Origin of the sequence: Dietzia sp. Alg238-R159, assembly GCF_900537145.1 — a bacterium.
GTDB lineage: Bacteria > Actinomycetota > Actinomycetes > Mycobacteriales > Mycobacteriaceae > Dietzia > Dietzia kunjamensis.
In genome coordinates this window covers 143,026-155,349 of record NZ_UNRI01000006.1, presented here as the reverse complement: position 1 = coordinate 155,349, position 12,324 = coordinate 143,026, and the positions used below count along the sequence as shown (strand labels likewise).

The following is a 12,324-nucleotide window of genomic DNA, read 5'->3' as shown; positions in this document are numbered from 1 at the left end:
CACACTGACCTGACACGTGTTGCAGTGACACGCGGCACACCCCCGGGCACCGAGGAGACGAGACGCCGATGTACGAGTGGTCCGAGACCGACCTGATGATCCGCGACGCCGTGCGCGGCTTCATCGCCAAGGAGATCCGCCCCCAGCTCGACGCCCTGGAGAGCGGTGAGATCCCGCCGTACCCGATCATCCGGAAGCTGTTCGCCGAGTTCGGCATCGATGCCATGGCCCGCGACGGGGTCGAGAAGATGCTGGCGAAGGAGCGGGCGCGCGAGACGGTCGGCGCGGCCGCCGGGGGCGGGACCGCGGGGGGCGGGGCGGCGGGCGGCGGGGCTGCATCCGGTGACGCGCCGCGCGGCGACGGTGGGAGGGGGGACGACGACGAGGACGGCGATTCCGGCGGAGCCCCCGAGAACCGGGACTCCATGATGGCCGTGGTGACCAGTGAACTGGCCGGCGCGTGCATGGGGCTGGTCTCCGCGCTCGGCGTGAGCCTCGGGCTGGGCGCCACCACGATCATGTCCCGCGGGACGCTCGCGCAGAAGGAACGCTGGCTGCCGGGGATCGTGACCATGGAGAAGGTCGCGTCGTGGGCGATCACCGAGCCGGACTCCGGTTCCGACGCCTTCGGCGGCATGCGGACCTACGTGCGGCGTGACGGCGAGGACTACATCCTCAACGGCCAGAAGACCTTCATCACCAACGGGCCGTACGCGGACGTGATGATCGTCTACGCCAAGCTCGACGAGGGGTCGGGTGGAGCATCCGGCACCGGACCCGCCACGGACGCCGACAAGCGCGACCGCAAGGTGCTGACGTTCGTACTGGACAAGGGCATGGAGGGCCTCACGCAGGGTGCTCCGTTCAAGAAGATGGGCCTGCACAGTTCCCCGACCGGGGAACTGTTCTTCGACAACGTCCGCCTCGGCAGGGACCGGCTGCTCGGCGAGTCCGAGTCCGGTCGCGGGGGCGACGGCCGCGAGTCGGCGCGGTCGAGCTTCACCGCCGAGCGGATCGGGGTGGCCACCATGGCGCTGGGCATCATCGAAGAGTGCCACCGGCTGTGCGTCGACTACTCCCGCGAGCGCACCCTGTGGGGCCAGGAGATCGGGCGCTTCCAGCTGATCCAGCTCAAGCTGGCGAAGATGGAGGTGGCGCGGATGAACGTGCGCAACATGGTCTTCAACTCCATCGAGCGCGCGCGTGCCGGCAAGCCGCTCTCGCTCGCCGAGGCGTCGGCGATGAAGCTGTACTCGTCCGAGGCGGCCACCGAGGTGGCGATGGAGGCCGTGCAGTTGTTCGGCGGCAACGGGTACATGGCCGAGTACCGCGTCGAGCAGCTCGCCCGCGACGCCAAGTCGCTCATGATCTACGCGGGCAGCAACGAGATCCAGGTGACCCACATCGCGAAGGGACTCCTCGCGCGCTGAGATTCTAGGCCGTCCGATCGGTTGCCTCCGCCGCCCGCTCTCGTACCGTCAGTACATGGCCACCGAGATGTTGCACACGTACATGCAGGACCACCACGCCGGTGCCGCCGCCGGGATCGACCTGTTCCGCCGCGTGGCCGAGGACCACGACGACCCGGAGACCAGGAAGGTCGTCTCCCGCATCGGCGACGAGACCGTGGACGACCTCAAGAGCCTCGAGGAGCTCATGACGCTGGCGGGGACGTCACCCTCGATGCTCAAGGACCTGCCCGCCAAGGCCGCCGAGAAGTTCGGCCAGCTCAAACCCAATCGCCATGCCGCCGAACGTTCCCCGCTGAGCGACCTGCTCGAGCTCGAGGCACTGACCCTCGCCGTGACGGGCAAGACGCTCGGCTTCAAGGCGTTGCTCGACATCGACGACCCCCGGCTCCCCCGGCCCACGCTGGAGAAGCTGGTCGAGCGTGCGGAGCAGCACGGACGCGAATTGGAGCAGCTCCGTCTGCGGTGCACGGACGCGCTGAAGAAGAAGTGATCCGGCGTGGCGGAGACGTTCACCAACTGGTCCGGCAGCCTGAGCTGCTCCCCACGCCGAAGGGTCCGGGCTTCCACGTCTGAGGAGGTCGTCGAGACGATCCGTCGCGCTGCCGATGACGGGACGACGGTCCGCCCCCTCGGCTCGGGGCACTCATCGATGCCCATCATGACCACCGACGACGTCATGCTCTCCGCGGACGGCATGCGGGGAGTGGTCTCGGTGGACCGCGAGGCCGGGTTGGCGCGGGTCCTCCCCGGGACCGGGCTGGCGGATCTCGGCGCGGAGCTCGCCGGACACGACCTGGGGATGGAGAACCTCGGCGATGTGGACTACCAGTCCATCGCCGGCGCGATCGGCACCGGAACCCACGGCACGGGTGTGCGCCTGGGCAACTTGTCGTCCACGTTGGCCGGCGGCACGCTCGTGACGGGGACCGGCGAGGAGGTGCCGTTCGGGGTCGACGCCGGTGGCGAGGGACGTGGTGACGAGGGGCGTGCCGACGAGGACGACGACGAGGTGCTGCGCGCTGCCCAGGTCTCGTTGGGCGGCCTGGGGGTGCTCACGAGTCTCACCCTGCGGGTCCTGCCCGCCTATCAACTGCACCGCACCAACTGGATGACGCACGTCGACTGGGTGCTGGACAACCTCGACGAACTGATCGAACAGAACCGCCACCTGGACTTCTACTGGTATCCGCGAAGCGACCTCGCTCAGGTCAGGATCCTCAACCGGCCGGGTGAGGAGCCGGAGCTCCTGCCACCGGGCGAACTGCGCAAGGACGAGACCGGGCCGTCGTACGAGATTCTGCCCAACGACCGGGAGCTGTACTTCGACGAGATGGAGTACATGCTGCCGCTGGAGGTGGGTCCGTATGCGTTCCGGGAGGSCCGGGAGCGGATCAAGGAGCGCCACCGGCAGTACGTGGGTTGGCGAGTGCTGGTCCGGACCGTCGCGCCGGACCGGGCGATGCTCAGTCCGTCGTACCGGCGGCCCACCATGACGATCGCGCTGTTGCAGAACGCCTCACTGCCGTACGAGTCCTACTTCCGTGACATGGAACCGCTCATGCTCGACCACGGTGGCCGCCCCCACTGGGGCAAGAAGCACACCCGGACCGCGGAGCATCTCGCCGGCCTGTACCCCGAGTGGGACCACTTCGCCCGGATCCGCGAGCGATTCGACCCGGACGGGGTTCTGCTCAACGGCCACCTGCGCGAGCTCCTCGGTACCGACGCCGGCCGGGAGGGAGGCGCGCAGTGACGACAGAGACCGACGCCCACGGCAGCACCCGCTGGTTCTTCTCCGCGGGGTTCATCCCCGAGCACGGCACAGGTCACGAGCCGGAATACACCAGCCGCACCGAGTTGTGCCTGCTCAACACCGGCGCCGACGAGGCCTGCGTGCGTCTCACCGTCTACCACTCGGACCGCGACCCCGTCGGCCCCTACGAGATCCGGGTCGAGGGGCGACGCGTGCGCGAGCTGCGGGTCAACGACCTCATCGCCCCGGAGGCCGTCCCCCTGGGTCGGCCGCTGGGACTGGTACTCGAGTCCGACGTGCCCGTCGTCGCGCAGCTGCGGTACATCGACACCCGCCGCGGCGGACTGGCCGTCACGGCGGTCCCCGGGCTGCCCGGGTAGTGCTCTCCCGGGCGTTCGGTCGGCTGCGGGGTCACGCGCCCACCCTGCTGCTGGCCGCGGTCTCGGCCGGTCTCGCGTACCTGCTGGCCGGCCTGGTCTTCGGCCCCACCGAAGCGGTGTTCGCGCCGATCGCCGCGGTCGTGGCGACCGGTCTGTCGGCGGGGCAGCGGCGGCTGCGGGCAGTGGAGATCTCGATCGGAGTGGTGCTGGGGATCGCCGCCGCGGACCTGATGTCGCGGTGGCTGGGGATCGGGGCGTGGCAGCTCGGGGTGGCGGTGTTGCTCGCGACCTCCGCGGCGGTGGCGTTCCGGGCCAGCGGGCTGCTGAGCAATCAGGCCGCGGTGGCCGCCGTCGTCGTCATGACCCTCGTCCCCCTCCTCGACACCGGACCCTGGGTCCGCCTGGGGGACGCGCTGATCGGGGGCGTCGTCGCGGTGGTGCTGTCCACGGTCTTCTCGCCGGACACCTTCCGCACCCTGTCGACGGTGGCCGACCGCACCCTGACCGGGTACGAACGGGTGCTGTCCGGCCTGCGCCGGGACTTGGCCGAGGGATCGCTGTCCGGCGCCGAGGAGCGCCTCGAGCAGATGGAGTCGCTGGCCACGGCGCGGCAGGAGTTGGACGATGCCGCCGCGGCCGTCCGCGAAAGACTGGTGCTGGGCGGTCCCGCGACGCGTGCCGCGCGGCGCCGCACCCTGGACACCGGGGCGCTCCTCGGTCAGCGCATCGTGCTGCTGCTGACCTCCGGGCGCGCGCTGTGCCGCGCGGGCGCCAACCTCATCCGGCACGGCCGTCCGGTGGAACCGGCGTTGCTCGAGGCGCTCGACCAGCTGGTCGCGACCGTCACCGCCCTGCGCGAGTGGGTCTCGGGGGAGTACGACGACGACGAGGTCCGCCGCCTCGCCCTGGTCGCAGCGGCGACTGCTTCCGAACTGTACGAGGGGGGCCGTCCGCCGGCCGTGATCGTCGCGGTCGGACAGATCCGCTCGGCTGTGGTCGATATCCTGCGGATCACCGGCTCGACTCAGGCCGACGCGGTGGCGCAGCTCGAGACCGCGGCCGGTCGCGCCGACCGGTGTGCATCCCCCGATTCCTTCGTTACGTTCGGAGCCATGGGTACCACGAGCGACATCGCAGACAATGCGGAGCAGATGGTCAACGACTCCGGTGGCTTCCCGGCGCAGGAACAGGAGCCACCCGGCCTGACGTCGGAGATGACCCCGCTCCCCGACCACGGCGAGCACAGCTACCGGGGTTCCGGGCGACTGGAGGGCCTCAGGACGCTCATCACCGGCGGCGATTCGGGTATCGGCCGGGCCGCCGCGATCGCGTTCGCCCGCGAAGGCGCGGACGTGGCGATCTCGTACCTCCCGGTCGAGCAGCCGGACGCCGAGGAGACGGCCGCGTGGATCGAGAAGGCCGGACGACGSGCGGTCCTGCTGCCTGCGGACCTGCGGGACGAGCAGCAGTGCCGCAAGGTCGTCMGCGACGCCGCCGAGCAGCTCGGCGGGTTGGACGTCCTGGTCAACAACGCCGCGTACCAGCACGCCCGCGGTGAGGGCCTGGAGACGATCGACTCCGAGAACCTCGACCGGGTGATGAAGACGAACCTCTACGCCACGATCTGGGCCAGTCAGGAGGCGCTTCGGTTCCTCGGCCGCGGATCGTCCATCATCAACACCACGTCCGTGCAGGCGTACCAGCCGGCCCCGCCGCTGGTTGACTACGCCGCGACCAAGGCCGCCCTGAACAACCTCACCGTCAACCTCGCGAACGAGCTCGGCGAGCGCGGGATCCGCGTCAACGCGGTCGCGCCCGGCCCCATCTGGACGCCGCTGCAGCCCGCGACTCAAGAGGGCGACACGCTCCCCGAGTTCGGTGGGGACACACCGCTCGGGCGCGCCGGGCAGCCCGGCGAGTGTGCGGGCGCCTACGTCTTCCTCGCGTCGCCCTCGGACGCGAGCTACGTCTCCGGAACCGTGTTGGGGGTGACGGGCGGCAAGCCCATCTTCTGATATGTCGACTCCCCTAGAGGACTACGCGCTCCTGTCCGACCTGCGAACCGGCGCGCTGGTGTCCCGCGACGGCAGCATCGACTGGCTGTGCCTGCCCCGCTTCGACTCCCCCGCGGTGTTCTCCGCCCTGCTCGGCGATCCCGAGAACGGCCGCTGGCGACTGTCCGTCGTCGACGGTGAGGTCGAGGACCGCCGCTACCACCCGCTGACCTTCGTTCTGGAAACCACCTGGCGCTGCCCCGGCGGCGTCGCGCGGGTCACCGACTTTCTGCCGCGCAGCACCGACCAGGGCGACCTCATCCGCCGGGTGGAGTGCCTCGAGGGCGAGGTCGAGGTCGAACACGATCTGCGGCTGCGCTTCGACTACTCCCGCGCCACCCCGTGGACCCGCGAGGTCGCCCGCGCCGGGGGCGAGCGAGCGCTCCTCTCGCTCGCCGGCCCGGATGGCATCCTCGTGACCGGCCCGATGCTGCGCTGGCCCGACGAGGACCTGGACGCCTCGGCCGGCGGCGGGGAGGGTGAGAGCGGCGCCGGCGGGGGCGACGACACCCACACCGACGCCGCCGTCGACGACCCGGACTCCGGCGCCCGCGGTGGCCAGCGGGCCCGCCGCCTCGAGGGCCGGTTCCGGGTGACCGCCGGCGAGACGATGGCCTGGGACCTGACCTGGTTCCCGTCCCATCTCGAGCCCCCGGAGCCGCCGGAGGCCGAGGAGGCGCTGACGGCGACGGTGGACCTGTGGCACGAATGGGCGGACCAGCTCGACGTGCGCGGTCCGTACCGGGAGCACATCGTCCGGTCCCTGCTGGTCCTTCGCGCGCTGACGCACCTGGACACCGGCGGCATCGTGGCGGCCCCCACCACCTCTCTGCCCGAGGAGTTCGGTGGCAGCCGTAACTGGGATTACCGCTACACGTGGCTGCGCGACGCCGCCTTCACCATCGAGGTGGTGGTCGCGCACGGACTGACCGAGGGCGCGAAACTGTGGCGGGACTGGCTGCTGCGTTCGGTCGCCGGCGACGCCCGGGACATCCGCATCATGTACGGGCTCGCCGGCGAGCGGCAGCTGCGCGAGGAGGAACTGGACCATTTGACGGGGTACGAGGGCTCCCGCCCGGTGCGCATCGGCAACGGTGCGGCCGACCAATACCAGGCGGACGTCGTGGGCGAGGTGATGATCGCCCTGCACGAGCTCCGCCGGGCGGGGGTCCACGAGGACGAGTACACCTGGGGGCTGCAGAAGAGCCTCCTGCGCTACGCAGAGGAGAACTTCGACCGCGAGGACCACGGCATCTGGGAGATGCGCGGCGACACCCACCACTTCACCCACGGTCGGGCCATGATGTGGGCGGCCTTCGACCGCGGGATCCGTGCGGTCGAGGAATGCGGCCTGGACGGCCCGGTCGACCGCTGGCGAGGGCTGCGTGACCGGTTGGCCGAGGAGATCGAGGAGCACGGGTTCGATCCCGAACTGAACAGCTACACGCAGACCTATGACAATGACGAGGTCGACGCGTCCCTGCTGCAACTGCCCCACACCGGGTACCTGGCCTTCGACGACCCGCGAATGCTGGGCACCGTGGAGAAGATCGAGAAGGACCTGGTCAGCGATTTCGGACTGGTCCACCGCTACCGGACCTCCAGCGGCCTCGACGGGCTCGACGGTGCCGAGTACCCCTTCGTCATGTGCACGTTCTGGCTGGTGGAACAGTACGCCTGCAGCGGCCGGATCGATGACGCCGTGGAACTGATGGACAACATGGTGGATTGCGCCGGAGATCTGGGCCTGCTCGCCGAGGAGTACGACCCGGAAACCGGCCGGCTGGCGGGCAACTATCCCCAGGCGTTCAGCCACATGGGATTGATCCGCGCCGCCGACGCCATCGACGCCGCACGGGACTCCACGAGGAAGAGCTGAGCCATGGCCGACTACGGTTTCCACGCCTCCCACGAACAGATCTCCCCCGGACGGCTCCTGGACGACGTGCAGCGGGCCGAGCGCGCCGGATTCCGCATGGCGATGTGCTCAGACCACTTCGCACCCTGGTCGGTCCGGCAAGGCCACTCGGGTTTCGCCTGGTCCTGGCTGGGCGCGGCGCTCGCCACCACCGACCTGGAGTTCGGCACGGTGTGCGCGCCCGGCCAGCGCTACCACCCGGCCGTCGTGGCGCAGTCGGCGGCGACCCTCGCGCAGATGTTCCCGGGGCGGTTCTGGGTTGCCCTGGGTAGCGGACAGAACATGAACGAGCACATCACCGGCGACAAGTGGGTCGCGAAGGACCTTCGCCAGGAGCGGCTCGAGGAGTGCGTCGACGTGATCCGACGCCTGCACTCCGGCGAGGAGGTCACCCACCGGGGGCTCGTCGAGGTCGAGCGCGCGCGCATCTACTCGCTGCCCGACACCCCGCCGCCACTTCTCGGCCCGGCCCTGACCCCGGCGACGGCCGAGCGTGCGGCCGGCTGGGCGGACGGGCTCATCACCGTCAACGCCGACCTCGAGTCGATGGCGGAGATCGTGGGCGCCTACCGCGGGGCCGGTGGGCGGGGGCCGCTCGCCCTCCAGGTCCACCTCTCGATCGCCGACACCCTCGGTCAGGCCCGCGACCTCGCGCGGGACCAGTGGCAGAACAACGCGCTGGACTCTCCTCTCGACGCGGACCTGGCCACCCCGGAGGACCTCGACGTCGCCGGGCGTCACCTCCCCGACGAGAAGCTCGCCGACACGGTGATCGTCACCGACTCCGTCGACGAGCTCGTCGGTCGACTGCGCGAGTTCGAGAAGCTCGGTTTCGAGCGGATCTACCTGCACCACGTCGCGCGGGACCAGTCGCCGTTCCTCGAGCTGGCCGAACGCGAACTGCTGCCGGCGCTGCACGGCGCCTGACCGCCCCGAGGCGGCCGGCGACGTCGGAGACCGCGGCGTGAGCGGCACGGTGTTAACCCACGGGCGCCGCTCGAAACACGACGGTCACACAACGCTCCCAGAGCGGTAACGCGTACACACGAACGTATACAGCATCGTATCCCCCAGTTCAGAAGAGTATCTCCGATGCTGACGCCGCACTCCCCCAACTTCTCCAACCCCGTATGGATCCACCGTCGCTCCCCGGACGAGGTCGTCCGATCGGTAGCCGACACCCGCGAACGCGCCGCGTGCGGTGAGCCCCTCCCGTTGGCGGGCCTGACGTTCGCGGTCAAGGACAACATCGACGTGGCAGGCGTTCCGACCACCGCGGGCTGCCCCTCCTTCGCCACCGTGCCGCCCCGGAACGCGACGGTGGTGCAGCGGTTGGTCGACGCCGGTGCGACGTTCGTCGGCAAGACGAACATGGACCAGTTCGCCACCGGCCTGGTCGGCACCCGTAGCCCGTACGGCGCGGTGCACGCCTCGGGGATGCCGGAACGCATCGCGGGCGGGTCGAGTTCGGGCTCGGCCGTGGTCGTGGCCGACGGCGAGGTCGACTTCGCACTCGGCACCGACACCGCCGGTTCCGGCCGCGTTCCCGCGGCCTTCAACGGGATCGTCGGCCTCAAACCCAGCCCCGGGCTCGTTCCCGCCACCGGCGTCGTGCCCGCGTGCGCCGATTTCGACTGCGTGAGCGTGTTCGCGCGAACGGTGCCCGAGGCCACCCGGGTGATGGCCGTCATCGCCGGGCCGGACGGCGCGGATCCGCGCTGCGGCCCCAGACGGGACGATGTCCCGCTGGCGGCCCCGTCGCGAGCAGTACTCGCCGTCCCGCGGGAACGGGACCTGTCCGCCCTGGGTGCGGAGTACCGCGAGGCCTTCGACCACGCGGTACGCGACCTGAAGCGGTCGGGCGTCGAGATCGTCACAGTGGACATCTCCCCGCTCCTGGACGCCGCGCGGCTGCTCTACGACAGCGCCCTTGTCGCCGAGCGCTATGCGGCCGTCGGGGACGCCGTGTCCCGGGGCTCGGAGGACCTGGACCCGACCGTCGCCGCCATCATCCTCGGTGGCCGTGACGCCGGCGCCGTGGAGTTCGTCGGGGACCTGGAATGTCTCGCCCACGCCGGAGCCCACGCTTGCCGCCTCATGACGGGCATCGACGGTCTGCTCCTGCCGACGACCACCGACCACCCCACCCTCGCGGAGGTCGCCGCGGCCCCGTTCGAGGTGAGCAGACGTCTGGGCACGTTCACCAACTTCTGCAACCTCCTGGACATGTGCGGTGTCGCCGTCCCGGGACGGTCGATCGGCCCGGGACGTTTCGGCGTGATGGTGCTGGCCCCCCGGGACCACGACCAGGTGGCCGCGGACCTCGCCGCCCGCGTCCACTCCACCCTGCTCGGCACCAGCGCTGCGGAGGACCGGGGGCCGGTTCCCGAGATCTGGCCCGGATCGGACACGAGGCTCGCGGTCTTCGGCGCCCACCTCCGTGGCCAGCCGCTGCACCACCAACTCGAGTCACTCGGGGCACGGTTCGTGGGCGACATCCGCACCTCCGCCGACTACAGACTGTTCTCCCTGCCGACGGTGCCCCCGAAGCCCGGCCTCGTCCCGGCCCGCCCGGAGGAGACGGGCCGGTCGATCAACGGTGAGCTGTACCGCCTCCCGCACTCCGCTCTCGGGCGCCTGCTCGCCGAGCTCCCGGCCCCGATGAGCCTGACCCGCGTTTCGCTCGACGGCGGTGAGTCGATCGTCGGGTTCGGCTGCACGGCCGACGCCCTGGGCGGCGCCGAGGACATCACCGACCACACCGACTGGCGTCTCTACCTCGCCACCACCTCCACCACCCTCGACACCAGTAAGGACGACGCCCGATGCTGACCCCGTTTCGCCGAGTGCTCCTGGCGCTGGTCGCCGTGTTCTCGCTGTCCACGACCGCCTGCTCCACCATCGATTCCACGTTCACCACGCTCGGTAGCGAGAGCGACCTCAAGCGGGTCACCGTCGGCACCCTGCGGGGCCAACCACACCTGTTCGCGCCGTACTTCTATCAGCAGTTCGCTCCCGACCTGGCCATCGAGGTCGCCACGTTCGACTCCTCCCCCGACATCAAGAACGCTCTCGTCAGCGGGCAGATCGACTTCGGTGTGGTGGGCATTCCCGCTCTGCTCGCCGGCGCGGCGGCGGGCGAGGACCTGAGACTGCTGTCCGTCGCCGCGGACGGCGGGTCCGGGTTGGTCGGCACACCCGACATCCGCAGGGTCGAGGACCTCCGGGGCCGGACCGTCGGGTACCCGCGGGGATCGTCACAGGAGATCCTCCTGCGCCTGACGCTCGCCCGACACGGACTCGATGCCGACCGCGACGTCACCCTGGTCAATCTGCCCTTCTCCGACATGGCGACCTCGTTCGGCGGTGGTCGGATCGACGCCTTCCTCTCCGCGGAGCTCGGTCCGTCGACGGCCCGGCAGAACTCCGGGGCGGTGGAGATCGCCTCCCCGTACGACACGCCGGTCGGCAAGGTCAACATCGGCCTCGGGGTCACCCAACGGACCATCGACGCCGACCCGGACAAGGTCGGAAGGATCGCCGACGTCCACCGTCAGGCGGTCGAGTACATGGACGCCCACCGCACCGAGTGGCAGGACAGGGTGGTCGAGCAGTTCTCCCTCGACCCGGAGGTCACCGCCCTCGCCGTGGCCAACACATGGCCCAGATCAGAGATCGACGACGAGTTCCGCGCCCAGCTCGCCGCCCTCATCGAGCAGATGGTCCGCGTCGGCCACATCCCCTCGGCACCGGACGTCGATACGTTCGTCCACTCCGACTGACGCACCCCGATTCCCAGCCAGGCATTTCGACAAGGAGACCAGGACATGACCACTCTCGCTCCCCCGGCGATCGAGCGCCGGACCACCTCGACACCCCACGTCGTGCCCGCCACCGCCGTCAGGCGCGGCCGGGGCCGGACCCGCCGCATCCTGCTCGCCCTGCCGATCCCGCTCGCCATCCTCGCCCTGTGGTGGATCGCGGTCCGTCAGCAGTGGCAGCTGCCGTTCGGCATCGACATGCGGTTCCTCAGTGATCCCCTGACAGTGGCGCAGACCTGGATCGGGTTGGCGGTGGGAACCGGGTCCGATGCTCTGTCCGGTTCGCTGTGGCGGCACACGGCGGCGAGCGCGCTCCGGGTACTCAACGGGTTCCTGCTCGCCGCGGCCGTGGCGATCCCCCTCGGCATCCTCATGGGCCGCCTCCGTGTGATCCGCGAACTCCTCGATTCCACCATCGGCATCCTGCGCCCGATCCCCGTCACCGCATGGGCCCCGCTGAGTCTGCTGCTGATCGGGTACGGGGACCGATCCACCATCTTCCTGGTCTTCCTCGCCGCGTTCTTCCCCATCCTCCTCAACACCATCGCCGGCGCCCACGCCGTGCCGCCGCGCCTCCTCGAGGCCGCCCAGATGCTGGGCGTCGACCGCCTCCGGGTGCTGGTGGACGTGGTTCTCCCGTCGGCGATGCCCTCGATCAACTCGGGCCTGCGGGTCGCGCTCGGCCTGTCCTGGGTGGTCCTGGTGGTGGGCGAGACCGTCGGCATCACCACCGGCCTCGGGGCCCTGATCACCCAGGCCCGCGACATGAGCCGCACCGACGTGATCATCGCCGGGATGCTCACCATCGGCGTGGCCGGCCTCCTCTCGGACGCGCTGCTGCGCCGCGCGCTGTCCACGGTCACCCGGGGCCGCCCCGGGCTCACCTGACCTCCCCGGCCACGCCACCCGGTCGGGCGGCGACCCGC

At 70.5% G+C, this 12,324-nt stretch carries 10 protein-coding genes; all 10 read left to right on the top strand.

Annotated elements, in window-relative coordinates; genetic code table 11:
• The first annotated feature begins 68 nt into the window (after positions 1-68).
• The 10 genes from G6R20_RS14230 to G6R20_RS14185 all read left to right on the top strand — a co-directional run bounded on the left by G6R20_RS14230 (position 69) and on the right by G6R20_RS14185 (position 12,286).
• A complete protein-coding gene (locus G6R20_RS14230; protein WP_163376766.1) occupies positions 69-1,430 on the top strand; it encodes an acyl-CoA dehydrogenase family protein in 1,362 nt (453 codons plus the stop codon).
• 55 nt (positions 1,431-1,485) lie between these two features.
• Positions 1,486-1,962 carry a hypothetical protein gene (locus G6R20_RS14225; RefSeq protein WP_163376765.1) on the top strand — a complete coding sequence of 159 codons (477 nt, stop codon included), beginning with the start codon at positions 1,486-1,488 and terminating at the stop codon, positions 1,960-1,962.
• A gap of 6 nt (positions 1,963-1,968) precedes the next feature.
• A complete protein-coding gene (locus G6R20_RS14220; protein ID WP_163376764.1) occupies positions 1,969-3,225 on the top strand; it encodes a D-arabinono-1,4-lactone oxidase in 1,257 nt (418 codons plus the stop codon).
• Positions 3,222-3,605, top strand: coding sequence for a sensory rhodopsin transducer (locus G6R20_RS14215; RefSeq protein ID WP_163376763.1), 384 nt, complete (start codon positions 3,222-3,224; stop codon positions 3,603-3,605). Before G6R20_RS14220 ends, G6R20_RS14215 begins: the two co-directional genes overlap by 4 nt.
• Positions 3,605-5,620, top strand: coding sequence for an SDR family oxidoreductase (locus G6R20_RS19040; RefSeq protein ID WP_163376762.1), 2,016 nt, complete (start codon positions 3,605-3,607; stop codon positions 5,618-5,620). Before G6R20_RS14215 ends, G6R20_RS19040 begins: the two co-directional genes overlap by 1 nt.
• Position 5,621: 1 nt before the next feature.
• Positions 5,622-7,538: a glycoside hydrolase family 15 protein gene (locus G6R20_RS14205; RefSeq protein ID WP_163376761.1), complete on the top strand. Its 1,917-nt coding sequence runs from the start codon at positions 5,622-5,624 to the stop codon at positions 7,536-7,538.
• A 3-nt stretch (positions 7,539-7,541) separates the two neighbouring features.
• Positions 7,542-8,504: a TIGR03885 family FMN-dependent LLM class oxidoreductase gene (locus tag G6R20_RS14200; protein ID WP_163376760.1), complete on the top strand. Its 963-nt coding sequence runs from the start codon at positions 7,542-7,544 to the stop codon at positions 8,502-8,504.
• Between the two features lie 165 nt (positions 8,505-8,669).
• On the top strand, positions 8,670-10,409 hold the full coding sequence (atzF, locus tag G6R20_RS14195) for an allophanate hydrolase (RefSeq protein WP_163376759.1): 1,740 nt from the start codon (positions 8,670-8,672) through the stop codon (positions 10,407-10,409).
• Complete coding sequence (locus G6R20_RS14190; RefSeq protein WP_163376758.1) at positions 10,403-11,359, top strand: ABC transporter substrate-binding protein; 957 nt, start codon at positions 10,403-10,405, stop codon at positions 11,357-11,359. The genes atzF and G6R20_RS14190 overlap by 7 nt, the downstream gene beginning before the upstream one ends.
• Positions 11,360-11,404: 45 nt before the next feature.
• Positions 11,405-12,286 (top strand): ABC transporter permease, encoded by an 882-nt coding sequence (locus G6R20_RS14185; RefSeq protein ID WP_163376757.1) that lies wholly within the window; start codon positions 11,405-11,407, stop codon positions 12,284-12,286.
• The last annotated feature ends 38 nt before the right edge of the window (positions 12,287-12,324 follow it).